The 23,112-nt window shown below is 67.1% G+C and carries 26 protein-coding genes and 1 tRNA gene; 13 read left to right on the top strand and 14 right to left on the bottom strand.

The window, feature by feature from the left end; translation table 11 throughout:
* The first annotated feature begins 14 nt into the window (after positions 1–14).
* On the top strand, positions 15–467 hold the full coding sequence (locus tag AC07TU_RS15410) for a hypothetical protein (protein ID WP_495188798.1): 453 nt from the start codon (positions 15–17) through the stop codon (positions 465–467).
* A 2-nt stretch (positions 468–469) separates the two neighbouring features.
* Here AC07TU_RS15410 and ruvC read toward each other — a convergent pair whose 3' ends face one another.
* From ruvC to AC07TU_RS15375, 7 genes are all read right to left on the bottom strand, one after another.
* The gene (ruvC, locus tag AC07TU_RS15405; RefSeq protein WP_495188797.1) at positions 470–958 is read right to left on the bottom strand and encodes a crossover junction endodeoxyribonuclease RuvC; all 489 of its coding nucleotides are present in this window, start codon (positions 956–958) and stop codon (positions 470–472) included.
* A 4-nt stretch (positions 959–962) separates the two neighbouring features.
* Entirely contained in the window at positions 963–1,469 is a 507-nt protein-coding gene (locus AC07TU_RS15400; protein ID WP_495188796.1) for a hypothetical protein, read from the bottom strand.
* 4 nt (positions 1,470–1,473) lie between these two features.
* Positions 1,474–1,986 (bottom strand): hypothetical protein, encoded by a 513-nt coding sequence (locus AC07TU_RS15395; RefSeq protein ID WP_495188795.1) that lies wholly within the window; start codon positions 1,984–1,986, stop codon positions 1,474–1,476.
* A 1-nt stretch (position 1,987) separates the two neighbouring features.
* Positions 1,988–2,338: a DUF3147 family protein gene (locus AC07TU_RS15390; RefSeq protein WP_495188794.1), complete on the bottom strand. Its 351-nt coding sequence runs from the start codon at positions 2,336–2,338 to the stop codon at positions 1,988–1,990.
* Between the two features lie 269 nt (positions 2,339–2,607).
* A complete protein-coding gene (locus AC07TU_RS15385) occupies positions 2,608–3,351 on the bottom strand; it encodes a YebC/PmpR family DNA-binding transcriptional regulator (RefSeq protein ID WP_495188793.1) in 744 nt (247 codons plus the stop codon).
* Positions 3,352–3,545: 194 nt separating this feature from the next.
* Positions 3,546–3,872 (bottom strand): heavy metal-binding domain-containing protein, encoded by a 327-nt coding sequence (locus tag AC07TU_RS15380; protein WP_495188792.1) that lies wholly within the window; start codon positions 3,870–3,872, stop codon positions 3,546–3,548.
* 30 nt (positions 3,873–3,902) lie between these two features.
* A complete protein-coding gene (locus AC07TU_RS15375; RefSeq protein ID WP_495163170.1) occupies positions 3,903–4,142 on the bottom strand; it encodes a DUF2312 domain-containing protein in 240 nt (79 codons plus the stop codon).
* Between the two features lie 199 nt (positions 4,143–4,341).
* Between AC07TU_RS15375 and AC07TU_RS15370 the strand changes: the two genes are divergently transcribed.
* Positions 4,342–4,737, top strand: coding sequence for a hypothetical protein (locus AC07TU_RS15370; protein WP_495188791.1), 396 nt, complete (start codon positions 4,342–4,344; stop codon positions 4,735–4,737).
* Positions 4,738–4,797: 60 nt separating this feature from the next.
* Here AC07TU_RS15370 and AC07TU_RS15365 read toward each other — a convergent pair whose 3' ends face one another.
* Entirely contained in the window at positions 4,798–5,901 is a 1,104-nt protein-coding gene (locus AC07TU_RS15365; protein ID WP_495188790.1) for a S41 family peptidase, read from the bottom strand.
* 128 nt (positions 5,902–6,029) lie between these two features.
* On the opposite strand from AC07TU_RS15365, the gene AC07TU_RS15360 reads away from it, so the two are divergent.
* Together AC07TU_RS15360 and AC07TU_RS15355 are read left to right on the top strand one after the other, a co-directional pair.
* Complete coding sequence (locus tag AC07TU_RS15360; protein ID WP_495188789.1) at positions 6,030–6,518, top strand: Lrp/AsnC family transcriptional regulator; 489 nt, start codon at positions 6,030–6,032, stop codon at positions 6,516–6,518.
* 12 nt (positions 6,519–6,530) lie between these two features.
* The gene (locus tag AC07TU_RS15355; protein WP_495188788.1) at positions 6,531–6,968 is read left to right on the top strand and encodes a DoxX family protein; all 438 of its coding nucleotides are present in this window, start codon (positions 6,531–6,533) and stop codon (positions 6,966–6,968) included.
* 59 nt (positions 6,969–7,027) lie between these two features.
* Here AC07TU_RS15355 and AC07TU_RS15350 read toward each other — a convergent pair.
* Positions 7,028–7,104, bottom strand: a tRNA-Asp gene (locus tag AC07TU_RS15350).
* A gap of 44 nt (positions 7,105–7,148) precedes the next feature.
* A complete protein-coding gene (locus AC07TU_RS15345; protein ID WP_495189025.1) occupies positions 7,149–8,324 on the bottom strand; it encodes an AI-2E family transporter in 1,176 nt (391 codons plus the stop codon).
* A 411-nt stretch (positions 8,325–8,735) separates the two neighbouring features.
* Here AC07TU_RS15345 and AC07TU_RS15340 point away from each other — a divergent pair, with 411 nt between their 5' ends.
* Together AC07TU_RS15340 and AC07TU_RS15335 are read left to right on the top strand one after the other, a co-directional pair.
* A complete protein-coding gene (locus tag AC07TU_RS15340) occupies positions 8,736–10,199 on the top strand; it encodes a glycerol kinase (protein ID WP_495188787.1) in 1,464 nt (487 codons plus the stop codon).
* Complete coding sequence (locus AC07TU_RS15335) at positions 10,196–10,546, top strand: ribonuclease E inhibitor RraB (protein WP_495188786.1); 351 nt, start codon at positions 10,196–10,198, stop codon at positions 10,544–10,546. The genes AC07TU_RS15340 and AC07TU_RS15335 overlap by 4 nt, the downstream gene beginning before the upstream one ends.
* On the opposite strand, the gene AC07TU_RS15330 is transcribed toward AC07TU_RS15335, so the two are convergent.
* Positions 10,507–11,085, bottom strand: coding sequence for a TetR/AcrR family transcriptional regulator (locus tag AC07TU_RS15330; RefSeq protein WP_495188785.1), 579 nt, complete (start codon positions 11,083–11,085; stop codon positions 10,507–10,509). The genes AC07TU_RS15335 and AC07TU_RS15330 overlap by 40 nt on opposite strands.
* A gap of 46 nt (positions 11,086–11,131) precedes the next feature.
* Here AC07TU_RS15330 and AC07TU_RS15325 point away from each other — a divergent pair, with 46 nt between their 5' ends.
* Positions 11,132–11,662, top strand: coding sequence for a dihydrofolate reductase family protein (locus AC07TU_RS15325; RefSeq protein ID WP_495188784.1), 531 nt, complete (start codon positions 11,132–11,134; stop codon positions 11,660–11,662).
* Here AC07TU_RS15325 and AC07TU_RS15320 read toward each other — a convergent pair.
* A complete protein-coding gene (locus AC07TU_RS15320; RefSeq protein WP_495189024.1) occupies positions 11,659–13,362 on the bottom strand; it encodes a class I adenylate-forming enzyme family protein in 1,704 nt (567 codons plus the stop codon). The two genes, AC07TU_RS15325 and AC07TU_RS15320, sit on opposite strands and share 4 nt — an antisense overlap.
* Positions 13,363–13,552: 190 nt before the next feature.
* On the opposite strand from AC07TU_RS15320, the gene AC07TU_RS15315 reads away from it, so the two are divergent.
* The 6 genes from AC07TU_RS15315 to AC07TU_RS15290 all read left to right on the top strand — a co-directional run bounded on the left by AC07TU_RS15315 (position 13,553) and on the right by AC07TU_RS15290 (position 21,551).
* Positions 13,553–14,779 (top strand): serine hydrolase domain-containing protein, encoded by a 1,227-nt coding sequence (locus tag AC07TU_RS15315; RefSeq protein WP_495188783.1) that lies wholly within the window; start codon positions 13,553–13,555, stop codon positions 14,777–14,779.
* 39 nt (positions 14,780–14,818) lie between these two features.
* On the top strand, positions 14,819–16,846 hold the full coding sequence (locus tag AC07TU_RS15310; protein WP_495188782.1) for a 3-hydroxyacyl-CoA dehydrogenase NAD-binding domain-containing protein: 2,028 nt from the start codon (positions 14,819–14,821) through the stop codon (positions 16,844–16,846).
* Positions 16,839–18,200 (top strand): amidase family protein, encoded by a 1,362-nt coding sequence (locus AC07TU_RS15305; RefSeq protein WP_495188781.1) that lies wholly within the window; start codon positions 16,839–16,841, stop codon positions 18,198–18,200. The genes AC07TU_RS15310 and AC07TU_RS15305 overlap by 8 nt, the downstream gene beginning before the upstream one ends.
* The gene (locus AC07TU_RS15300) at positions 18,197–19,381 is read left to right on the top strand and encodes an acyl-CoA dehydrogenase family protein (protein ID WP_495188780.1); all 1,185 of its coding nucleotides are present in this window, start codon (positions 18,197–18,199) and stop codon (positions 19,379–19,381) included. Before AC07TU_RS15305 ends, AC07TU_RS15300 begins: the two co-directional genes overlap by 4 nt.
* A 126-nt stretch (positions 19,382–19,507) precedes the next feature.
* The gene (locus AC07TU_RS15295) at positions 19,508–20,635 is read left to right on the top strand and encodes an acyl-CoA dehydrogenase family protein (protein WP_495188779.1); all 1,128 of its coding nucleotides are present in this window, start codon (positions 19,508–19,510) and stop codon (positions 20,633–20,635) included.
* A gap of 28 nt (positions 20,636–20,663) precedes the next feature.
* Positions 20,664–21,551 (top strand): acyl-CoA thioesterase, encoded by an 888-nt coding sequence (locus AC07TU_RS15290; RefSeq protein ID WP_495188778.1) that lies wholly within the window; start codon positions 20,664–20,666, stop codon positions 21,549–21,551.
* A 35-nt stretch (positions 21,552–21,586) separates the two neighbouring features.
* Here AC07TU_RS15290 and AC07TU_RS15285 read toward each other — a convergent pair whose 3' ends face one another.
* Positions 21,587–22,309 carry a TonB-dependent receptor gene (locus AC07TU_RS15285; protein ID WP_495188777.1) on the bottom strand — a complete coding sequence of 241 codons (723 nt, stop codon included), beginning with the start codon at positions 22,307–22,309 and terminating at the stop codon, positions 21,587–21,589.
* Positions 22,310–22,326: 17 nt separating this feature from the next.
* The gene (locus AC07TU_RS15280; RefSeq protein WP_495188776.1) at positions 22,327–23,079 is read right to left on the bottom strand and encodes a hypothetical protein; all 753 of its coding nucleotides are present in this window, start codon (positions 23,077–23,079) and stop codon (positions 22,327–22,329) included.
* Positions 23,080–23,112 lie beyond the last annotated feature (33 nt).

Raw genomic sequence — 23,112 nt, 5'->3', positions numbered from 1 at the left:
AGGGGACATAGCGGATGCTGACGATCGGATTGTTGCTGGGATGGGCGGCATTGCTGCTGGCCGGAACCACGCGCACCGGACGGTCGATGCGGAGCGCGCTGGTCGAGCGGCCGGCGGCGTGGCTGAACCGCTTCAGCCGCGGTCAGGCGATCTTCGCCGGCTTGCTGATGTTCTTCGCGGGGCTGATCTTCTGGATCGCGGGAGAGGCGGGACTGCGGTTCGTCAGCCTCTATGCCCCGGAGCTGATCGGGTTGCTGGCCAGCGTCGAGTTCACCGCGGCAATCGATGCCGTCGCGGTCGCGATCGCCACCGCCGCTTCGGTGCGGCTGCGCGGAGTGATGGCGTGGGTGAAGCTGCATCTGCCGGGACAAAGGTCGCGCAACCGCCGTGCACAACGGATTCGGCGGCCCAGCCCGCCTGCCAACGACAGCGACGGGCCGGCATTGCTTCTGGTCCGCGCCGCCTGACCCTAGCGCGACAATGCCCGCGCACTCGCCAGATGGTGCGCGTGGCAGATCGCGACGGCGAGCGCGTCGGCGGCGTCGGCGCCCGCGATCTTCACCCCCGGGAGCAGGCGCGAGACCATCGCATGGACCTGAGCCTTCTCGGCGGTGCCGGTACCGACCACCGCCTTCTTGACCAGGCGCGGGGCATATTCGCCGACATCGAGCCCGGCGCGGGCCGCCGCCGCGATGGCGACGCCGCGGGCATGGGCAAGCTTGAGCGTCGATTGCGGGTTGGAGTTGACGAACACCTCCTCCACAGCCGCGCCCTGTGGCGCGTGATCGGCGATCAGCGCGGCGAGCATCGCGTCGAGATGCGCGAGACGGCGCGGCAGCGGCGCCTTCGCATCGGTCTTGAGCTGGCCGTTGGCGAGATGGCTGAGGCGATTGCCGTCCGCACGGATCAGCCCCCAGCCGGTGGTGCCGAGGCCAGGATCGAGGCCAAGAAGAATCATGGAATCAGTACCATGCGTCGAACTGCGGATCTTCGTTCTCAGGCACGTCGTAGGCGAGCTTCTCCCAGTCGTCCGACGGCCATGCGTTGCTCTTGCAATTCAGCGTGACGAGATCGGTGCCGCCCTCGCTCACATGGATGCCCGACCAGCTCTTGCCCGGGCTCTGGGTATATTGCCCGGCGACACCCCAGAAGACCAGATAATGATGGCCGTCACGGGTGAAGCGCAGATGCCGCTGCCAGCCGCTGCCGCCGCCGACGACGCCGCCACGACGGACATTGCTCCAGTCGGCGGCACTGGCGATATCGATCGCCGGCTTGCCGAGCGGGCCATAGCGGTAATGGAGCTTGCCGCTGCCCGAGCAGACGCTGCCCACCGACTTGCCGAAATTGCAGGTGTAGAGGACGCGCTCGCCCGCGCGGCACTGGCTGGCGGGCTTGGGCGCCGACGCGGGGGCTGGTGGCGCCGCGGCGGGTGCCAGCAAGCCAAGCAGGAGGCCGAGCAGGATCATCGCGTCAGTACCACCTGTCGAAGCTGAGATCGGTATCCTCGGGCACCGCATCGGGAATGCGGCCGACGGGATGGGCGCCGCTCCTGCACGACAGCGTCGCCAGGTCCTTGTCGCCGCGGCGGACATGGATGCCCGACCACAGCCTGCCCGGCCGAACGGTCAGATTGCCTGCCGTGCCCCAGAAGACGACGTAGCTGTAATCGGCGCGGGTGAAGCGGAGATAGGGCTGCGAACCGCCGCCGCCGCCGACCACGACCTTGCGGCTGACATTGCTCCAGTCAGGGGTGCTGGAGATCGCGATGTCGGGCTTGCCGGGCGCGCCATAACGATAATGGAGCTTGCCGCCGCCCGAGCAGACGCTGCCCACCGATTTGCCGAAGCCACAGGTGTAGACGACCGTCTCACCCGCGCGACACTGGCTGGCGGGCGCGGATGAAGGTGCTGCCGTCAGGGGCGCGACTGCCGGCGCTGCGAGCGCCGTGGACAGGCCGATGAGCAGAAGCGCGCGCGCGATCATCTCAGAGCCTGAGGCCGAAGCGCGGCCCGATCGTCGTCATGCCGAGATAGAGCGCGAAGGTCAGCGCGCAGCCCGCGACGAGCGCGATCCAGAAATTGACGCCACTGCGCAACAGCAGCGGGATCAGCAGGAACATCGGCAGTGAGGGCAGCACGTACCAGAAGGTCGCCTCGGCATGATGCGCCATATTCTCGGCATCCGGGCGCCCGCTCCACAGCAGGATCATGCCGAGGATCGAGACCAGAGGCAGCGAGGCGACGAGGGCGGCAAGCGCGGGCTGGCGCTTGCCGATCTCTGCGATCGCCACGATCAGCGCGCCCGAGAGCAGCGCCTTGGCGATCAGCGTCCACATTGGGGTCTAAACTCGCTCAGGACGGGGATCGTGATCGCACGCAGGAAGGCGCTGGCAAGGAGCGCCGCGCAGCCGCGTAGCTGCGCTACGCGCAAGCAAGCGACGCCGACCAGCGCCTTCCTGCGTGCGACCGCGCAGCGGCGGGCCGATTTTGGCGCCAGGCAGCGTCGCTCGTCGGTCACGATGCAATTACATCGCTCCACTCCTCGCTTCTTGCCTGACACCAAAATCGGCTCCGTCACGACCCCGTCCTGAGCGAGTTTAGACCCCTATCCGAGCTTTTCCATCACCGCGTCAGAGACTTCATAATTGCCCCAGACGGTCTGGACGTCGTCATCGTCGTCGAGCGCGTCGATCAGCTTGAACAGGGTCGCGGCGTCGTTCTCGTCGACCTCGACCATGGTCTGCGGCTTCCAGGCGAGCTTGGCGCCTTCTGCCTCGCCCAGCACGGCTTCCAGCGCCTTGGCGACTTCGTGCAGGTCGGCGTTGGAGGTCCAGATCTCGTGGCCGTCCTCGCTCGACGTCACATCCTCGGCACCGGCTTCGAGCGCGGCTTCGAACACCTTTTCGGCGTCGCCTGCGCTCAAGGGGTAGTTGATCAGGCCGACACGGTCGAAGGCGTGGCTGACCGAGCCGGAGGCACCAAGGTTGCCGCCGTTCTTCGAGACGGCGGTGCGGACGTTGGTCGCGGTGCGGTTGCGATTGTCCGACAGCGCCTCGATGATCAGGCTGACGCCACCGGGGCCGAAGCCCTCATAGCGGATTTCCTCGTAGTTCTCGCCGTCGCCCTTGCTCGCCTTGTCGATCGCGCGCTGGATATTGTCCTTCGGCATCGACTGCGCCTTGGCGGCATTGACTGCCGCGCGCAGGCGCGGGTTCATGTCGGGGTCCGGAAGCCCCATCTTGGCCGCGACGGTGATTTCGCGGCTGAGCTTGGAGAACATGCCTGAGCGCTTCTTATCCTGCGCGCCCTTGCGATGCATGATGTTCTTGAATTTGGAATGGCCTGCCATGGGTCGTCTCTATGCAAATGTGTGGCGGCGTCTCTAGGGCAGGCGCAGGGCGTGGCGCAATGCCTACTCGTCACGCTGCGGAGCCGCCTTTCGGCGCGATGCGAAAGAAGGTGAAGGTCTTTGCGTGCGGCACGGTGGATCCCGGCACAAGGCCGGGATGACAGCCGGCACAAGGCCGGGATGACGGCGGTAGATTAGACTCCGCTGACCGTGACCGCGGTACCGGATGCGGAGACCATCAGCATCGACCCGCCCTTGCCGATCACCTCGTAATCGAAATCGATGCCGATCACGCCGTTGGCGCCGAGCGCCAGCGCCTCGGCCTTGAGTTCTTCGAGCGCAGTCTTGCGCGCTTCCTTGAGCGGGCGCTCATAGCTGCCCGAACGGCCGCCGACGATGTCGCGGATGCCGGCGAAGATGTCGCGGAAGATGTTCGCGCCGATGATGACCTCAGCCGTCACGATGCCGTGATAACGGGTGACGCTGTGGCCATCGACGGTGCTGGTGGTGGTCAGAATCATAAACTGGGCCTCCGCTTGGGAGGCCCGAACTTAGCTCATGCCCAGCGCGTTGCGATAGGTTTCGAGAAGCGCGTCCTGCTCATCGAGCTGGTGCTTCTCCATCTTGCGCAGGCGCACGATGGTGCGGATCGTCTTGGCGTCGAACCCGGTCGACTTGGCTTCGGTATAGACATCCTTGATGTCGTCGCTGATGCCCTTTTTCTCTTCTTCCAGCCGCTCGATCCGCTCGATCAGAAGGCGCAGCTGCTCGGCCGAAATCGAGTCGCTCATGTCCCGCTCCAAATAAGGTGCCAATAAGGTGAACGCGGGCGTTTAGCGCCTGTGCCCCGGGGTGCAAGGGGGGCTGCGGCGGAACGTGTGGATAGGGCCGGATGCCCATTACCTGTGACGTAATTGGAATGATTCGGCGGAACGGCGAACTTGCAATCACCGCGGCGGAGATGCCGCACGATCGTAAGGGAGAACCAAGATGATCCGCTTTCCGCTCAATGTCCGCCAGGCGATGGTCGTCGATTTCGCCGGCACCGGCGCCACCGCAGTCCTCACCATCGCCGCTGCCGGCTTCACCGCCGGGCTGACCGGCCTGCCCGAACCGCTGATCCGCGGCGCAGGGCTGGCCCTCATCCCCTTTCTTGCGCTGGTTCTGGCGATGGCGGTGAAGCCCGCGCGCGGCGGCGTGATTGCGGTGATCGCGATCAACATCGCCTGGGTGATCGCGAGCTTCGCGACGATGGCCTTCCTCGTCAGCCCCAACGCGTTCGGCTACGCCTTCATCACCGCACAGGCGCTTGCCGTGGCGCTGTTCGCTGAGCTCCAGATCCTGGCGCTCCGCAACGAAGGCAAGGCCGCCCGCGCCTATGCCTGAGGCGGACGACCCGCATTTGCTTCCGCCCGGTCATCGTGAGGATGGCCGGGCGGAACCGTGTCAGGGCTTGCGCGGTTTGCGGCGCTCCATCGAGCCGGTCGGCATATATTTGGCCGACAGCGCCTCCGCCTCGGCCGGAGCGACGCCTGAGCGGGTCAGTGCCTCGACCAGCGCATGTTCGGGCGCGACCTGCACGTCGGGCGCGATCCCCGTCCCTTCCCAGCCGTCGCCGCCCGGGAAGTAGCTTCGCCCGAAGGGGATGAAGGCCGAATAGCCACCGGGCAACCGTACCTCGCCCCCATAGTTGCCGGCGCCCGCCGTGACATCGCCGATCAACATGCCCCGCCGCGTGTTCTTGAGCACCGAGGCGAGATGTTCAGCGGCCGAGGCGGTGCGGCCCGAGGTGAGGAGGTAGATCTTCGTGCCGGCCAAGCGCGTCGCGGGTACAACGGGCGTGACACGGTGCTCGCTACGCGCCAGCTCCGCCGGCGCATCCACCTTGACCAGCGAACGGAACGGCAGCGGCCCGCTGGCCTCGGCGACCGACGCGCGCGTATCCATCACCATCACCGCCTGCGCCTTGGTGAAGATGCGCGGGAAGAGGATATCCATCTCGTCCAGCCCGCCGCCCCGATGGGTGCGCGCATCGATGATCAGTGTCTTCGCGCCGGCATGGCTGTCGAGGAAGGTGGTGAAGTCATCCAGCGTCACCGGCTGGCCGTAGAAGCCGTTGAAGCGGACGAAGGCGATCCCCGGGGCGATCCAGCCGGCCATCTCCATCGGCCGCGGCGGCGCCGTGGGCGCTGGCGCCTGCCCGGCTGCCGGCGGCACGCGCCGCGGACCGCCCGGCGGAAACATGGCGAGATGGCCGTCGGGCGCCACCGCCTGAAGATCGTCGCTCACCGCCCGCGCGAGCGCATGGGCGTCGGCCGCACCATCATAGCCGCCCGCGGCGAGCTTGGTACGCAGCGCGGCGGCGTAGCGCTTCGCGACGTCGGGGAAGACGAAATTCTTCTCGATCTCTTCGGCCAGCTTCGCCACCGCAGCCTTCGCCTCGGCGGCGTCATAGGCGGCGGATACGGCCGCTGGCGCCGGGGCCGCGGTCTGCGCCATCGCGAGCGGCGCCGTCACCAGCATCGCCGCCGCAAGAAATCGCCTACGCATCAACAATCTCTCCATCATTCGTTCCGCCCATCTTCCAGCGTGTTATATTCGACCAACACGCCTTTTGCGGGCGATCTGAACCGGCTATGCGACGAAAATCGGCATAAGCGGAGGTACAGGCAGCGGAAATGAGCAAGCTCGACGCGTTCGACATCCAGCTGCTCAATCTGCTGCAGGCGGACGCGCTGGCGACCGCGGAGGCACTGGCGCACGACGTGCCGCTTTCCGCCTCCGCCGTCACGCGGCGCGTGCGGCGGCTGCGCGCCGAGGGCTGGATTGCGGCGGATACTGCGGTCGTCTCGCCACGGCTGACCGACAGGCGGCTGCGCGCGCTGGTGAACGTCCAGGTCCATGAACATGCCGAGGAACGCGGCATCGCCGCACTGCGCGCGAAACTCGCTGCGGCGCCCGAGGTGCAGATGATCCTCGACGTCGCCGGCGCCAACGACCTCGCCGTGCTGATCAGCGCGCGCGACATGGCCGACTATAATGAACTTGCCGAGCGGCTGTTTCAGGAAGACCCGGCGGTACGGAGATACGAAACCGGCTTCGTCAAACGAGTGCACAAGCAGAGCGCGGCAATCCCGCTGCGCGCAGGAGACGGCGACCAGACATAGGGGGAAGGAACGATGAGGCGGAAGCGGAAGAACTGGCTGACCATGCCGCAGCTAGCGGGCGGCGCCGATCTGGCGCTGCTGGCGGCGCGGCTGGTGGTTGGCGGGTTCCTGATCTACGGCGTGTGGGACAATATCGTCAGCGCCGAACGCATGGCCGAGTTCGAGAAATTCCTGACGATCAAGGGATTCGCGCTGCCCGCGCTGATGGCCCCGCTGTCGGTCTATGCGCAGTTCCTCACCGGCGTCGCCTTCATCGCCGGATTCGCGATTCGCTGGGCCGGCCTGATCTGCGCGTTCAACTTCATCGTCGCGCTGGTGATGGTCGATGCCCCGCTCGGCATCCGCCCGGCCTTTCCGGCGGCGGCACTGGTGGTGATCGGGTTGCTGTTCGCGACGATCGGCGCAGGGCGCCTCTCGATCGAAGGACTCTTCGCGCCTCAGCGGCGCTGAGCCGGGTACGGGAGAATGGCGGATTTCGGGGAGATCATGACCGCCATCCCTGAAGAGGATGGCGCGAGTGACGGGGCTCGAACCCGCGACCTCCGGCGTGACAGGCCGGCGCTCTAACCAACTGAGCTACACCCGCTTGCGTCCTGCGCCGTAGCGCCGTCCCTTGCGAGAGCGCGGCAACTAGACGGGGGGTTCGGGGCTGTCAACAGCCCTTTCGAGATTGTTTTGCGCAGTTGGGGATAAAGGCGTTCCGCCCGCCACCAGCGTGCCGTGTTCGAACAGGAATCCGGCGATATCCGGCTTGCCTGCGGCGTTGAGCACGGTCTGGAAGATGATCAGCAGCGGCACCGCCAGCAGCGCGCCGGGCGTCCCCCACACCCATCCCCAGAAGGACAGCGAGATCAGGATCATGATCGGATTGATCGTCAGCCGCCGCCCGACGATCAGCGGAGTCACGACATTCGCCTCGATCAGGTGGAAGGCGATCATGATCCCCGCGGGCAGCAGCGCGGCCCACACGTCCTGATAGGTCATCAGCCCGCCCAGCGCGAGCAGCAACGCGGCAAAGATCGGCCCCAGATAGGGGATGTAGTTGAGCAAGGCGGCGATGCCGCCCCACATCAGCGGGCTGGGCATCCCGATCAGCCACAAGGCTCCCGCGACGAGCAGTCCCAGCGCCACGTTGATCGCAGTGATCGTGCCGAGATAGGCCGAGGTGTCGTCGACCACGTCCTGGATCACCCGCGCCGTCGCCATCGCCCCGCCAAAGCTGGTGCGGCTGGTGATCGCCTTGCGCCGCAGCCGCGTCCAGCCCGAGAGGAAGAAGAAGATCACGAGGATCGCGAAGAACATCTCGATGAACGCCGCCGGCGCGGCGGTGGTGACGAATTCGAGCAGCGAGCGCGGTGGCTCGGCGGCGGCCTGGGTCGGGCGAATCGGGCTCTGCGCGAAATCCTGAATCGTCTTGTTCACGAAGGTTTCGAGGTTCGCGTAGAAATCGATCAGCGGCCGGACGTTGGACTGGATATTGTCGATCCGCTCGGGAATCGCGCTCAGCCAGCCCCATGCCGGAACGACGATCGAGACGATCGCAGCATTGGCCGCGGTGAGGAACAGCAGCACGCAGATCAGCGCCGCGAGCGGGGTCGGCACGCGATGCCGCTCAAGCCACTCCAGCACCGGCACCAGCGCGACCGCGATCACCAGTGCGGCGGTGAGCGGCAGGAAAAAGGGAGATCCGGCCTTGAGCGCGAACGGGAGCGCCAGGAACAGCCCCGCGCCGATCATCAGCGTCAGCGCGGCGATCAGCCGGTCACGCCGATTCTCCGCCTCGGTCCCCGCCCCCGGCGCGACGATCGGCTGAAGCGGCGGCGCGGGAGACGACACCGCGCCGGTCTCCGCTTCGTCTCCCCTGCCCGCCTGCTCGACCAACTCCTGCTCCTCTCCGCGCCGTCGCCTCTGCCTTGTCGTCACCCCGGCCTTGTGCCGGGGTCCACGGCGCCGCACCGGCGAGGCTCACGCCTCCAGTCCAGCTCTTGCCTCCCGGCGGTCCCCGGCACAAGGCCGGGGTGACGGTACGAAAAGAATGACCAGCGCTCTTTTCTAACGCGATTTGCGCAACTTGTAATCCCGGCGCCCCTGTTTGAGTACCGCACCGGCCCGCTCCCCCACCCGGCCACCCATCGAAGATACCTTGAATTGGGTGGCCGGGTGGGGGAGCGGACCGGTGCGGCTTCCGCGTCAGCGGAAAATGGCTACCATGGAAGCATGGGTGAGAAACTGCTGGTCATTGATGAGGGCACCACATCGACCCGCGCGATGCTGTTCGCGCCGGACGGGACGCCGCTCGCAAGCCAATCCGCCGAGCTGACGCAACATTATCCGGCCGCCGGGCTGGTCGAGCATGACGCGACCGAGATCTGGGAGAAGACGCTGAACTGCGCGACCGCGATGGTCGCGGCGGCGGGCGGCGCCGACAGGATCGCCGCGATCGGCATCACCAACCAGCGCGAGACGATCGTCTTCTGGGACAAGACCACCGGCGAGCCCCTCGCGCCCGCCATCGTCTGGCAGGACCGGCGCAGCGCCACGATCTGCCGTGATCTCAAGGAGGCCGGCGAGGAACCCGGCGTGCAGGCGCGCACCGGCCTGCTGCTCGACCCCTATTTCAGCGGGACCAAGATCGCCTGGGCGATGAAGGAATGGCCGCAACTGCGTGAAGCGGGCGACCGGCTGGCGATCGGCACGGTCGAGAGCTGGCTGGTCTGGAAGCTGACAGGAGGTCTCCACATCACCGACGCGACCAACGCCTCGCGCACCCTGCTGATGGGGCTGGGCAGCGGCGGATGGAGCGACGGCCTGATCGATCTGTTCGGCGCGCCCCGCGCGGCGCTGCCCGAGATCGTCGATTGCGCCGGGCGGTTCGGCGAAACCACCCTGTTCGGCGGCAGCATCCCGATCTGCGGCATGGCCGGCGACCAGCAGGCCGCGACGATCGGCCAGGCCTGCCTCTCGCCCGGCGACACCAAGGCGACCTTCGGCACCGGCGCCTTCGTCCTGACCAATGCGGGGGAGCGCCAGCCGGCATCGAAGAACCGGCTGCTCTCGACCGTGCTGTGGCAGCTCGGCGGGCGGCGCACCTACGCGATCGAGGGATCGGTGTTCGTCGCGGGCAGCGTCGTCAAATGGCTGCGCGATTCGCTCGGGCTGATCGCAAACGCCGCCGAGACCGAGGCGCTGACCCGCTCGGTCCCCGACAATGGCGGCGTCTATTTCGTCCCCGCGCTCACCGGGCTCGGCGCGCCCTATTGGGAACCGGAGGCGCGCGGCGCGATCAGCGGATTGAGCCTCGCCAGCACCCGGGCGCATGTCGTCCGCGCCGCGCTGGAGGCGATGGCGCACCAGAGCCACGACCTCAAGGCCGCCTTCGCCGCGGATGGCGCCGACTGGTCGAGCCTGCGCATCGATGGCGGCATGATCACCAACGACTGGATTGCGCAGGACCTCGCCGATGTGCTCGACGTGACGGTCGAGCGGCCCGGCTTCACCGAAACCACCGCGCTGGGCGCCGCAATGCTGGCGGGCGTGGGGTGCGGAATGTTCGCAGGGCTGGACGAGGCGGCGGCAATGCGCGGCAAGGTGGAGATATTCGAGCCGGGCATGGCGGACAGCGTGCGCGCCATCCGCCTCGCCGGATGGCGCCGCGCGGTCGAAGGAGTGGTGCAGGCATGATCGAACGCACGCAGATCGAGCAGATGTTCGACGGAATCCGCGAGCGCGAGCAATGGGATCTCGACGGTCCCCTGCTCTGGGGTTTCTTCTTCACCGCCACGGCGCCCGAGCCGCTCGACCTCGCCGCGCATGAGCTGGAAGCGGCCGGCTATCGCTTCGTCGAGATCTTCTCGACCGTGCCTGAGGACGGCGACGGTCCGGAAACCTGGTGGCTGCAGGTCGAGCGTGTCGAGCATCTGACGCTCGACGCGCTGGATGCACGCAACCGCGAGCTCGCCGCCTTCGCGACGGCGCATGACCTGTCGAGCTATGACGGCATGGATGTCGGCCCGGCGCCGAAGGAATAACCGCCCCGCAGCACGGCCTCGATATGCGTGCGCGGATCGTCGTCGCGCGTGAAGCCCCACCAGATCAGTGCGCCTTGCCACAGCCGCGCCATTTGCCAGCCAAGGCGTTCGACATCCTCCGGCCAGGTGGTCAGGCGGCGGCCGAGCGCCTGTGCGAGCGCTTGGCCCCAGGCCAGCCCGCGGGCACGTAGTACCGGGTTGCGGAAATCCTCGCGCAGCAGGAGCAGTCCGTCGGTCAGGGCATCGACGGCGGTCTCGGCCGGCGTCAGCCGGATCAACAAAGCGATCGCCCCGTCCGTCGTCGCCGGCGCCGCCATATCGGCTTCGGCGGTGGCCCGATCGAGCAGATCCCAGGCATGCAGCAGCACCGCCTCCACCATCGCCTCGCGCGAACCGAAGCGCTGAACCAAGGTCGCCGCCGCCAGCCCGGCCGCCCTGGACGCTACCGCGAAACTCAGCCGGTCCGGCCCGCTGAGCCTGAGCGCCGCAAGCAGCGCATCCAGCACCGCTTCGTCCGAAACCGCCTTGCGTCGTCCCATGGATTATTTATGAATGATCGTTCGGTTATTGGCAAGGAGCGACGCGATGGCACGGATTCTGGGTTACATCGCCGCCAGCCTCGACGGGTTCATCGCCACCCCTGACGACGGGCTCGACTGGCTGTTCCAATATGACGGGCTGGACCTTGGGGAGCATGATTACAGCCGCTTCCTGAAGGGCATCCGCACCGTGGTGATGGGCCGCGGGACCTATGACTTTCTCGAGCGCGACGATGCGCCCTGGCCCTATGGCGAGCAACGCGCGATCGTCGTCACGTCACGGCCCATCCCCGCACCGAAAGGACCGCTGGAGACGCGGGGCGACGTCGATGCGCTGATCGCCGAGCTTCGCGCGCTCGACGATGGCGATGTGTGGATGCTTGGCGGAGGATCACTGCAGATGGCGTTCCTCGAGCGCGACGCGCTCGACGAGATCGAGATTTATGTCATGCCCGAGCTGATCGGCGGCGGAAAACCGCTGTTCCCGCCGACCGGCTTTGCCGCCTCACCGCGCCTGATCTCCGCCAAGACGCTCGATCGCGGCTGCGTCCGGCTCCACTACGCCTTCGGCGGCTAGGCTGCGGCCTCTTCCGCGAACAGGCCTTTCAGATCCTTCTTGAGGATCTTGCCGTTGGCGTTGCGCGGCAGCGTGTCCTTGGTGAAGCGGATCGCGACCGGCACCTTGAACGCGGCAAGGCGATCGCGGACCCATTGCTGCAGCTCGGCCTCGCTCGCCTGCTTGCCCGGCGCGAGGTGGACGACCGCCACCGGCTCCTCGCCCAGCGTACGGTGGGGGATGCCGATCAGCGCGGCGTCGGTCACAGCCGGATGCGCGTAGAGCACGTCCTCGACCTCGGACGAGTAGATATTCTCGCCGCCGCGGATGATGATATCCTTGGCGCGATCGACGATGAACAGGAAGCCTTCCTCATCCACCCGGGCGAGATCGCCGGTGCGCACCCAGCCGTCGCGGAAGCTCTCGGCGGTCTCGGCGGGCTTGTTCCAATAGCCCTTCACGATCATCGGCCCCTTGGCCCACAGCTCGCCGACCTCGCCCACGGGCAGCTCGTTCTCGCCCTCGGCGTCCATGATCTTGAGCTCGGCCACCGGCACGGGCGGGCCCGCGCTGGTCGGGCGATTTAGATAGTCCTCCGCCGAATGCTGGGTGACCGTCGCCATCGTCTCGGTCATGCCCCAGCCGTTTCCGGGCAGCGCGCCGAATTCGGTATAGATGCGCTTGACCAGCTCGGGGGCCGAGGGCGCGCCGCCATAGGCGATCATCTCGAGGCTGGAGAGATCGTACTTCGCCCGCGCCGGGTGTTCGAGCAGCTGCCAGGCGATCGTCGGCACGCCGCCGGTCAGGTTGACCTTCTCGCGCTGGATGATCTCCATCGCCTGCTCGACATCCCATTTGCGCATGAAGATGGTGGTGTGGCCGGCGAAGACCGCGCCCATCAGGCTCGCCGAACAGGCGGTGACGTGGAACAGCGGGATCACCATCAGGCCGATGCGCGGCGTCGGATCGGGCGGCATCTCGCCCCGGCGCAGATAGGGCCGCGCGACGCAATAGCCGCTGGAGAGGATGTTGGTGATGAGGTTGCGGTGGGTGCCGAGCGCACCCTTGGGGTGACCGGTGGTACCGCTGGTGTAGAAGATCGTCGCGTCGTCGTCAGGCACCAGCGAAGGTTCGGCGGGCAGCGGCGCATCGGGCAGCGCCGCCCAGTCATTGGGCTTGCCGATCAGATCCTCGAGCGGCTGCACGCCTTTTGCGAGCAGACCACGCGCGCGGCTGACGACGATGTGCTTGAGATCGGGCAGTCCCGGCAGCGCATCGGCGAGCCGGTCATAGCGCTCGCCATCGGTGAACAGCACCACGCTGCCCGAATCGCGCAGACCATAGTCGAGCTCGCCCGAGGTCCACCAGGCGTTGAGCGGCACCAGGATCGCACCGATGCTGACCGCGGCAAAGAACACCACCGGCCATTCGGGCAGGTTGCGCATCGCCAGCGCGACGCGGTCGCCCTTCCCCACCCCCATCGCGCGCAGCTGCGTCGCGAGCCGGGCGACGGCGCGGAAATTCGCCTCGAAGCTGACGCGTTCGTCCTCATGGATGGTGAAGATGCGGTCGCCATGCATCCGCGATGCCTGGATCAGCCAGGCGAGGCTGGGCGGCGCATTCTTCCACACGCGGGTGCGGACGCCGCGAATCTCGACCTCGTCCATTTCGAACTTCTGGCCGGGCGCAGTCATCAGCGCCTGTGCTTGCCCTAGCGTCATCTTCGGCCAGTTAGGGTCGAGCGGGATGATCGGTTCGGCAGCCACAGCACTCTCTCCAGTTTGTTGAATTTCCGGTTTGGCGATTTCACCGCCCCGAATTTCAGGTTATTCTTGATTCATATGCCGCCAAACGCAATAGGGAAGCGACAGGCGGGGCAAACCGCCGGAAGCAAGGATTCGAACCGAAGGTATGGACGCCGCCAGCTTCGCACCGCCCGCCGCGACGGGCTTCGACGCCGACCGGCTTGCCGCGATCGATGTGTTCATCAAGGCGCGCTATCTCGACACCGGCCTGCTGCCTCATGCGCAGCTGCTGATCGCCCGCGAGGGGCGGATCGCCCATTTCAGCCATCAGGGCGCCGCGCGCGAAAACGGCGCGCCGGTCGACGAAGCCTCGATCTTCCGCATCGCGTCGATGACCAAGCCGGTCACCTCGATCGCGTTCATGCAGCTGGTCGAGGAGGGCAAGGTCGCGCTCGACACGCCGGTCCATCATGTCCTGCACGAGCTCAAGGGCGTCGGCGTCTATAATGGCGGTGGCGCGGGCGTGCCGTTCGTCACCAAGCCGACCGCAGAACCGATGCGGATGATCGACCTGCTGCGGCACACATCGGGCCTGACCTACAGCTTCCAGAATCGCAGCAATATCGACGCGGCCTATCGCGCCGGGAAGATCGAGAACTGGTACGGCAACCTCACCCTCGACGAGTTCGTCGCGGCGCTGGGCAAGCTGCCGCTCGAATTCTCGCCAGGCGAGGCATGGAATTATTCGGTGTCGACCGACGTGCTCGGCGCGGTGGTCGAACGCGTCGCGGGCATGCCGCTCGACCGGGTGTTCGAAGAACGCATCTTCGCGCCGCTCGGCATGGCCGATACCGGCTTCTGGGTGCCCGAGGACAAGATCGGCCGGCTGACCGATTGCTGGACCCTGATCCAGGGATCGCGCGTCATGTATGACGAGGGCGCCAAGTCGGCGTGGAGCCGGCGGCCGACGCTCGTTTCCGGCGGCGGCGGCCTCGTATCGACCGCGCTCGACTATCATCGCTTCGCGACGATGCTGCTCAATGGCGGCACGCTGGAGGGGGTTCGGATCATCGGGCGCAAGACGCTCGAATTGATGACGCAGAACCATCTGCCCGGCGGCGGCGACCTCGCCAGCCTGTCGCGATCGCTGTTCAGCGAGACCAGCAACGCCGGCACCGGCTTCGGCCTCGGCTTCGCGGTCAACCTCAGCCCGGCCAAGTCGATGATCCCCGGATCGGCCGGCGAATATTATTGGGGCGGGATGTTCTCGACCGCCTTCTTCGTCGATCCAGTCGAACGGATCACGATGGTGTTCATGACTCAGCTTTCGCCGTCGGGCGCCTACCCGATCCGGCGCGAGCTCAAGACGATGATCTACTCGGCGCTGGCCTGACCGGCGCCCCTTCACACTGGCTTATCACTGGAGAGTTTGATGTCCGTTATCACCACCGAACGTCAGGGCGAGATCCTCGTCATCACCTCGAACAACCCGCCGGTGAACGCGCTCGGCGCGGCGGTGCGGCAGGGGCTGGACGCGGCGATCAAGGAGCTGGCAGGCGACGACAGCCTGAAGGCCGCGGTGATCCGCTGCGACGGGCGCACCTTCTTCGCGGGCGCCGACATCACCGAATTCGGCAAGCCGATGCAGGAGCCTGGCCTGCCCACGCTGGTCGACCTGATCGAGGCGAGCGAGAAGCCGGTCGTCGCGGCCGTCCACGGCACTGCCCTGGGCGGCGGGTGCGAGGTCGCGCTGGCGTGCCACTACCGCATCGCCGTGCCCTCGGCGAAGTTCGGCCTGCCCGAGGTCAAGCTCGGCATTCTGCCCGGCGCGGGCGGCACGCAGCGGCTGCCGCGCGTCGCGGGTGTCGAATTCGCGCTCGAGCTGGCGACCAAGGGCGACCCGGTTTCGGCGCAGGTGGCCAAGGACGCCGGCCTGGTCGACCGCATCGCCGGTGAGGACAGCCTGACCGCCGACGCCGTCGCCTATGCCAATGAAGTCGCCGCCGTGCGTCCCCTGCCCCGCACCAGCGAGATGCCGGTGACGATCGAGGCGGGCGTGTTCGATGCCTTCCGCAAGACCAACGCCAAGCGCTTCCGCAACATGGACGCCCCGGCCGAAATCATCGCGGTGATCGAGGAGACGGCGGGCAAGCCCTATGCCGAGGGCGTGCAGCGCGAGCGCATTGGCTTCATGAAGCTGATCATGGGCGCGCAGAGCGCAGCGCTGCGCCACATCTTCTTCGCCGAGCGCAAGGCCGCGAAGATCGACGACGTGCCCGAGGACACCAAGCTGCGCCCGATCAAGCGCGTCGGCGTGATCGGCGCCGGCACGATGGGCGGCGGCATTTCGATGAACTTCCTGTCGGCAGGCATCCCGGTGACGATCGCCGAGATGCAGCAGGAAGCGCTCGACCGCGGCACCGGCACGATCCGCAAGAATTACGAGGCGACCGCCGCCAAGGGCCGGATGACCGCCGAGCAGGTCGAGGGCGCGATGGGGCTGCTCAAGCCGACGCTCAACCTCGAAGACCTCGCCGAATGCGACCTCATCATCGAGGCCGTGTACGAGAACATGGACGTCAAGAAGGACATCTTCGGCAAGCTCGACAAGATCGCCAAGCCGGGCGCGATCCTGGCGTCGAACACCAGCTACCTGAGCATCGACGAGATCGCGGCGGCAACCAGCCGTCCGGGCGATGTGGTCGGCATGCACTTCTTCTCGCCCGCCAACATCATGAAGCTGCTTGAGGTCGTGCGCGGCGCCAAGACCGACAAGGACGTGCTGGCGACGGTCATGGACCTGGCCAAGAAGATCAAGAAGGTCGCTGTCGTGGCGGGCGTTTGCTACGGCTTCATCGGCAACCGCATGCTGATCCCGCGTCAGATGGAGGCGATGAAGCTGCTCCACGAGGGCGCGACGCCGATGCAGGTCGACAAGGTCCATGTCGAGTTCGGCATGCCGATGGGCCCGTTCCAGATGAGCGATCTTGCCGGCGTCGACATCGGCTGGCACCGCGACCCGACCCGGATCGAGAATATCCGCGACGCGCTCGCCGCCGAGAACCGCTGGGGCCAGAAGACCAAGGCCGGCTTCTACGACTATGACGACAAGCGCAATCCGTCGCCGTCGCCGCGCGTCGCCGAGATCATCGAGGAGTTCCGTACCAAGACCGGTACCCCGCAGCATGAGGTGACCGACGAGGAGATCATGGAGCGCACCTTCTACACGATGGTGAACGAGGGTGCGAAGATCCTGGAAGAGGGCATGGCCCAGCGCGCGTCGGACATCGATGTCGTGTGGATCTACGGCTATGGCTGGCCTCCCTATCGTGGCGGCCCGATGTTCTGGGCCGATCAGGTGGGCCTCAAGACCATCGTCGCGGGACTGGAGAAGCACGGCTTCGAAATCTCCAAGCTGCTCCGCGACAAGGCCGAGAGCGGCGGGAAGTTCAATGGCTGACCTGGCTGTCCCGGCACCGCATCGGGCGACCGATGCATGGGCCGGGACCAGCGCGCTCGGGATCGCCGCGGCCATCGCCGCCGGCGAAACCAGCGCGCGCGCGCAATGCGAACTGGCGATCGCGCGGATCGAGGCGGGCGACGGCGATATCAACGCCGTCGTCGTCCGTGACTTCGCACGGGCGCTGGAGGCCGCCGATCGCGCCGACGCGGCGGTTGCACGCGGCGAGCGGCGGCCGTTCCTCGGCGTGCCGATGACCGTCAAGGAAGCGTTCGACGTCGCCGGGCTGCCGACCAGCTGGGGCTTCGCGCACGCCGCAGACAATATCGCGACGAGCGACGCGGTGGTGGTTCAGCGGATGAAGGCCGCGGGCGCGATCGTGCTCGGCAAGACCAATATCGCGCCGGGCCTTGCCGACTGGCAGTCGGACAATCCGGTCTATGGCCGCACCAGCAATCCGCTTGATCATTCACGGACGGCAGGCGGCTCTTCCGGCGGATCGGCGGCGGCGCTGGCGGCCGGGTTCGTGCCGATCGAGATCGGATCGGACATCGGCGGATCGATCCGCGTTCCCGCCGCTTTCTGTGGCGTGTGGGGCCACAAGCCGAGCTACGAGCTGGTCGACGCCTATGGTCATCGCTTCCCCGGCAGCGACGGCGCGCCGGTGCCGCTCGGCGTGGTCGGGCCGATGGCGCGCGATGCGGCCGATCTCGCCGCGATGCTCGATATTCTGGCGGATACGCCGCTGCCGCGTGCCGGGCGCTTCCTCGACCCCAGCAGCAAGCAGGTGCTGCTGCTCGACCAGCACCCCGCCGCGCCGACCGATCCCGCGATCCGCGACGCGCTCGACCGGCTCGATGCCGCCGCGGGCTGCGCGGGCATCCAGATGGCCCGGTCGAGCGACCTGCTGCCCGACCTTGCCGCGCAGCATCGTGCCTATTGCAAGATGCTGGCGATCACCTTCGCGCGTGGCGCGCCCGGGCCGAATGGTCAGGCCGCAAGCCTGTCCGACTGGTTCGATCAGCTCGACGCACAGGCACGCAACCGCCGCGCCTGGGGCCGGCTGTTCGACGAATTCGACGCGGTGGTGACGCCCGCCAATGTCGTCACCGCCTTTCCGCACCGCGACGATCCCTACAACGACCGGCGGATGACCGTGGACGGGCAGGACACGTCCTACGACGCCCAGCTCGTCTGGGCGGGCATCGCCACCTATCCCGGCCTGCCAGCCACCGCCTTCCCTGCCGGAACCACCGCCGATGGCCTGCCTGTCGGCCTGCAGGTGATCGCCGATTACCGCGACGACCACCGCGCCATCGCGATCGCCGACCTTCTCCACGGAGTGCTGCAATGAGTGAGCTTGAGAGTTTCCGCGCCGAGACGCGCGCCTGGCTGGAGGCGAACTGCCCCGCATCGATGCGCGAGCCGGTGCGCGGCGAGAAGGACACCGTCTGGGGCGGGCGCGACCAGTCGGCGCTGACCCCCGACCAGAAGCTGTGGATGGACCGGATGGCCGAGCGCGGCTGGACCGTGCCCGACTGGCCCAAGGCCTATGGCGGCGGCGGGCTGTCCCCCGCGGAGAGCAAGATATTGCGCGAGGAGATGCGCGCGCTCGGCTGCCGCAATCCGCTGAGCAGCTTCGGCATCTCGATGCTCGGCCCGGCGCTGCTCAAATACGGCAATGAGGAACAGAAGCTCGAGCACCTCACCAGGATCGCGCGCGGCGAGATCCGCTGGTGCCAGGGCTATTCGGAGCCGAATGCGGGCAGCGACCTCGCCGCGCTCGCCACGTCGGCGGAGGACCAAGGCGATCATTATCTCGTCAACGGGCAGAAGGTGTGGACCAGCTATGCCGACAAGGCCGACTGGATCTTCTGCCTCGTCCGCACCGACAAGAGCGTCAAACAGGCCGGGATCAGCTTCCTGCTGTTCGACATGGCTTCGCCCGGCGTGTCGACCAAGCCGATCCTGCTGATCAGCGGCTATTCGCCCTTCTGCGAGACCTTCTTCGACGATGTGAAGGTGCCCAAGGCCAATCTGGTGGGCGAGCTCAACAAGGGCTGGGATGTCGCCAAATATCTGCTCGGGCATGAGCGCGAGATGATTTCGGGCATGGGGCTCGGCCTGTCGAGCGGCGGGACGCTGATCGGCAATGCGGTGGCGCGGATGGGACTGGGTGACGACGGCCGCCTCGCCGATCCGCTGCTGCGCGGCCAGATCGCGCTGCACGAAGTCCGCGCCCGCGCCTTCGCGGCGATGTCCGAACGCTTCCTTGACGAACTCAAGGCCGGCCGCGCGCATCCCGCCCAGCCGAGCATGATGAAGTACTACGGGACCGAGCTGAACAAGGTGCGGCACGAGCTGGAGATGGCAGCGGGCGGATCGGACTCGCTCGAATGGGAGAGCGCCGCCTCGAACAATGGCGCCGCGCCGCGCGCCTGGCTGCGCACCAAGGCCAATTCGATCGAGGGCGGGACCAGCGAGGTCCAGCTCAACATCATCGCCAAGCGGATTTTGGAACTGCCGGGCGCGTAACAATCATGCCCTCTCCCCTCCGGGGAGAGGGTTGGGAGAGGGGCGGAGTCTCACCGAGAGCGACGCTCGTGGGACACCCCTCTCCCCAGCCCTCTCCCCAACAGGGAGAGGGAGCAGGAGAAGAAAATGCCTCTCTACCTCAACGAAGAACAAACGATGCTCCGCGATGCTGCGCAGCAATTCGTGGGCGAAGCCGCACCGGTCAGCCATATGCGCGGGCTGCGCGACGCCAATGACGCCACCGGTTTCAGCCGCGATCTGTGGAAGCAGTTCGCCGAGATGGGCTTCACCGGCATCCTGATCCCTGAGAGCGACGGTGGCCTCGGCCTCGGCCATGTCGAGGCAGGCGTGGTGCTGGAAGAGATCGGGCGAAACCTCTCTCCCTCCCCGTTCCTGACGACTGCGGTCGCTGCGGTGGAAGCGCTCAAGGGCAGCGCGCAGCGCGAGCGCTGGTTCCCGGGCATCCTCGCCGGCGAGACCGTCGCCGCGCTGGCGATCGACGAGAAGGGCAAGCACGGCAACGCCGTCGCCATGAAGGCCGAACGCGCAGGCAACGGCTTCCGCCTCTCCGGCACCAAGCAGTTCGTGACCCATGGCCATGTCGCCGACCTGCTGATCGTCGCCGCGCGCACCGCCGGGTCGCCTGAAGACGATGCAGGGGTCACGCTGTTCGCAGTGCCGAAGGACGCGGCCGGCCTGACCGCAGATCCGCAGCGATTGGCGGACTCGAGCCTCGCCGCGCGCCTCACCTTCGACGGGGTCGAGGTCGATGCCGATGCGGTGATCGGCGAGGTCGATGGCGGGCGCTCGGTACTGAACGCACTGCTCGCCGCCGGGCGCACCGGCGCGGCGGCGGAATCGCTCGGCGTCGGCGGCGGGGCGATGGACCTCACCGTCCAATATCTCAAGGAACGCAAGCAGTTCGGCACGCTGATCGGCAGCTTCCAGGCGCTGCAGCATCGCGCCGCCCATCTCTATACCGAGCTGGAAGTGGCGCGCGCCGCGGTGCTCAAGGCACAGCAATTGCTCGACGCGGGCGATGCGAAGGCCGACGAAGCCGTATCGGTGGCCAAGGCGATGGCGGGGCTTGCCTCGACGCTCGCGGTGCAGGAAGGGGTGCAGATGCATGGCGGCATCGGCATGACCGACGAGTTCGACATCGGTTTCTACATGAAGCGCGGCCGCGTGCTGGCGGAGATGTTCGGCGACGCCAATTTCCATGCCGACCAGCTCGCGCGCGCCGCGGGCTATTGAGCTGGGCCAAGAGAACGGGGACGTGCGGTTGAGCGAACAGGTCAAACGGGCCGAAACGGCAGAAGGCCAGGTCGAGCAGCTCATCGCGCTGCTCGACGTCGAGACGATCGACATCGATCTCTATCGCGGTGCGCGCCAGCCCGAAGGGGTCGGGCGCGTGTTCGGCGGACAGGTGATCGCGCAGGCGCTGCAGGCGGCGCAGCGCTCGGTCGAGGGCAAGGACGCGCACTCGCTCCACGCCTATTTCATGCGGCCGGGCGACGAGAATTTCCCGATCATCTACCGCGTTGTCCGCGATTTCGACGGCGGCACCTTCGCCAATCGCCGCGTCATCGCGATGCAGCAGGGCAAGCCGATCCTCAACATGATCGCATCCTTCCAGACGCCCGAGGAGGGGATGGCGCATCAGGACATGATGCCCGACGTTCCCCCGCCCGAGGATCTGCGATCGGATCAGGAACTGCGCGACGAGATCCGCGACCAGGTGCCGGAGAAGTTCCGCCCCTTCTTCCTGCGCGCGCGCCCGATCGAGATCCGCCCCTGCGCGCCGCGCAACTGGTTCCGCCCGGTCAAGTCGGAGCCGCGGCAATATAGCTGGTTCCGCGCCGCCAGGACGTTGCCGGACGATCCCGCGCTGCACCGCGCAGTGCTGGCCTATGCCAGCGACATGATGCTGCTCGGCACCTCGTCGCTGCCGCATGGCGTCAACTGGATGACGCGCAACCTGCAATCGGCGAGCCTCGATCATGCGGTGTGGCTGCACGAGCCGCTGCGCGCCGACGAATGGCTGCTCTACGCCACCGACAGCCCATGGGCGGGCCATGCGCGCGGCTTCAATCGCGGCCAGATCTTCAGCCGCGACGGCCGGCTGGTTGCCAGCGTCGCACAGGAAGGGCTGATGCGGCTGCGCCAGTAAGGCCCCTCCCCCTGGCGGGGAGGGTCAAACGACGCTCAGTCCCGCCGCAGCGTGTAGGAAGCGGGCAGATACAGGAATACTTCGGTTGCGCCCGCCCGCGCCCATTCCACCGGCCGGTCGATGCCGGTAACGGCCACGCCATAGCCTGTGCCAAACCGCTTCGACTGCTCCGCCGCGTCGGCGGCGATCAGGTCGACGATCGCGCCGCGATACTGGTCGGGATTGACCACGCTCAGCGTCGGCTCGCCCATCACGGTCAGCGTGGTGCGCCCGGTCTTCGCCACCGATGCGACGAACTTCGCGATCTGTGCCTTGGCCTTGGCGAGGTCCACGCCGGGGGTCAGCCGCACCTTGACCAGGAAATTGGCGCGGGAGGTGTCGGGCCGGCCATCACCGGAATAAGCGAGGTTCTTCATGCTGGTCAGCGTGAGCGGCTCGACGACATAGTCGCCGGTGGCGAGCTCGACTCCGCCCTTGCCCGCGCTGCCGATCGCGTTGGTCAGCGTCGACCGCAGCTCGTCCCCGCGCTTCGCCGCGTCGCGCGTGTCGCCTGTGATCCACACCGTCTGCACGGCATAGTCCGCGCTGCGCTTCAGCGTAATGATCGAGCGTTGCGCGGGAATCACCCCGCTCAAATCACTCCCCCCATAATTGCCCTGCTGGCGGCGGGACGCGGTGACGATCACCTCCTGCGCAAAGGCTGGCGCAGCGCTCACGGCGATCGTCAGGGCGATCAGGGCTTTGGATAGAATCCGCATATCTCTTCTCCCCCTGTTCAGTTGCGCGGCCGCACGGTGCTGTTCGAGGGCAGGAACAACTGCACCTCGGTCAGGCTCGCGCGCTTCCACTGCACCGGCTTGTCGAGCCCGGTCACCTCGACGCCATAGCCGGCGCCGAAGCGCCCGCTGGTGCTGCCCGTGTCCTTCGCCACCAGGTCGATGATCGCGCCGCGATATTGTTCGGGGTCGACCACCGAGAGCGTCAGTTCGCTATAGGCCTTGATCTGCGCGCGGCCGACTGCGGGAACCGCCTTGATGAACTTGTCGATCTTTGCGAGCGCCGTCTTGGCGTCGACGCCGGGCGCCAGCGGCACCTTGACCAGGAACTTCACCGCCTGACCGTCGATATCGTCCTCGTCGATCTCCTCGATCCTGAGGTCGTTATAGTTGCCCGCCGTCAACGGCTCGACGACGAGCTCCCCGCTGGCAAGCTGGACGCCCGATCCGGCGGACAGGTCGATCGCCTTGCGCGTCATCGCCCGCACTTCCTTGTGCGCGTCCGCCTCCTCCACGGTATCGCTCACCACGACCACCTGCTGCACGGCAAAGTCGGCGGTCCGGCGCAGCATCTGCGCCGCCGCGGGTACCGCGGGGGCCATCATCGCGGACCGGATATCGACCGGCTGCACGGAGTCGCCGTCGAGATTGAGTTTGCGCACCCCGGTGACGATGATCTCGTCCTGCGCCATTACGGGCATCGCGCCGGCCAGAACGCCGGCGGCCGTCAGCCCAATGAGAATCCCGCGCATTCCCCTCTCCCCCATTTGCAGGGGAAGGTGCTG

Source organism: Sphingomonas sp. GW821-FHT03E12 (assembly GCF_059420685.1).
Note: the sequence above shows the minus strand (reverse complement) of the source record. Positions and strands in the feature narration are given on the sequence as shown.

Bases quoted from the DNA above. Each gene is read 5' to 3' on its own strand.
- AC07TU_RS15335 (WP_495188786.1), top strand. From the start codon at position 10,196: ATGATCGAACGCACGCAGATCGAGCAGATGTTCGACGGAATCCGCGAG.
- AC07TU_RS15295 (WP_495188779.1), top strand. From the start codon at position 19,508: ATGCCTCTCTACCTCAACGAAGAACAAACGATGCTCCGCGATGCTGCG.
- AC07TU_RS15375 (WP_495163170.1), bottom strand. From the start codon at position 4,142: ATGAGCGACTCGATTTCGGCCGAGCAGCTGCGCCTTCTGATCGAGCGG.
- AC07TU_RS15320 (WP_495189024.1), bottom strand. From the start codon at position 13,362: ATGACGCTAGGGCAAGCACAGGCGCTGATGACTGCGCCCGGCCAGAAG.
- AC07TU_RS15400 (WP_495188796.1), bottom strand. From the start codon at position 1,469: ATGATCCTGCTCGGCCTCCTGCTTGGCTTGCTGGCACCCGCCGCGGCG.
- AC07TU_RS15390 (WP_495188794.1), bottom strand. From the start codon at position 2,338: ATGTGGACGCTGATCGCCAAGGCGCTGCTCTCGGGCGCGCTGATCGTG.
- AC07TU_RS15410 (WP_495188798.1), top strand. From the start codon at position 15: ATGCTGACGATCGGATTGTTGCTGGGATGGGCGGCATTGCTGCTGGCC.
- AC07TU_RS15395 (WP_495188795.1), bottom strand. From the start codon at position 1,986: ATGATCGCGCGCGCGCTTCTGCTCATCGGCCTGTCCACGGCGCTCGCA.
- AC07TU_RS15365 (WP_495188790.1), bottom strand. From the start codon at position 5,901: ATGCGTAGGCGATTTCTTGCGGCGGCGATGCTGGTGACGGCGCCGCTC.
- ruvC (WP_495188797.1), bottom strand. From the start codon at position 958: ATGATTCTTCTTGGCCTCGATCCTGGCCTCGGCACCACCGGCTGGGGG.
- AC07TU_RS15285 (WP_495188777.1), bottom strand. From the start codon at position 22,309: ATGCGGATTCTATCCAAAGCCCTGATCGCCCTGACGATCGCCGTGAGC.
- AC07TU_RS15340 (WP_495188787.1), top strand. From the start codon at position 8,736: ATGGGTGAGAAACTGCTGGTCATTGATGAGGGCACCACATCGACCCGC.
- AC07TU_RS15360 (WP_495188789.1), top strand. From the start codon at position 6,030: ATGAGCAAGCTCGACGCGTTCGACATCCAGCTGCTCAATCTGCTGCAG.
- AC07TU_RS15315 (WP_495188783.1), top strand. From the start codon at position 13,553: ATGGACGCCGCCAGCTTCGCACCGCCCGCCGCGACGGGCTTCGACGCC.
- AC07TU_RS15330 (WP_495188785.1), bottom strand. From the start codon at position 11,085: ATGGGACGACGCAAGGCGGTTTCGGACGAAGCGGTGCTGGATGCGCTG.
- AC07TU_RS15385 (WP_495188793.1), bottom strand. From the start codon at position 3,351: ATGGCAGGCCATTCCAAATTCAAGAACATCATGCATCGCAAGGGCGCG.
- AC07TU_RS15370 (WP_495188791.1), top strand. From the start codon at position 4,342: ATGATCCGCTTTCCGCTCAATGTCCGCCAGGCGATGGTCGTCGATTTC.
- AC07TU_RS15380 (WP_495188792.1), bottom strand. From the start codon at position 3,872: ATGATTCTGACCACCACCAGCACCGTCGATGGCCACAGCGTCACCCGT.
- AC07TU_RS15310 (WP_495188782.1), top strand. From the start codon at position 14,819: ATGTCCGTTATCACCACCGAACGTCAGGGCGAGATCCTCGTCATCACC.
- AC07TU_RS15300 (WP_495188780.1), top strand. From the start codon at position 18,197: ATGAGTGAGCTTGAGAGTTTCCGCGCCGAGACGCGCGCCTGGCTGGAG.
- AC07TU_RS15325 (WP_495188784.1), top strand. From the start codon at position 11,132: ATGGCACGGATTCTGGGTTACATCGCCGCCAGCCTCGACGGGTTCATC.
- AC07TU_RS15355 (WP_495188788.1), top strand. From the start codon at position 6,531: ATGAGGCGGAAGCGGAAGAACTGGCTGACCATGCCGCAGCTAGCGGGC.
- AC07TU_RS15280 (WP_495188776.1), bottom strand. From the start codon at position 23,079: ATGCGCGGGATTCTCATTGGGCTGACGGCCGCCGGCGTTCTGGCCGGC.
- AC07TU_RS15305 (WP_495188781.1), top strand. From the start codon at position 16,839: ATGGCTGACCTGGCTGTCCCGGCACCGCATCGGGCGACCGATGCATGG.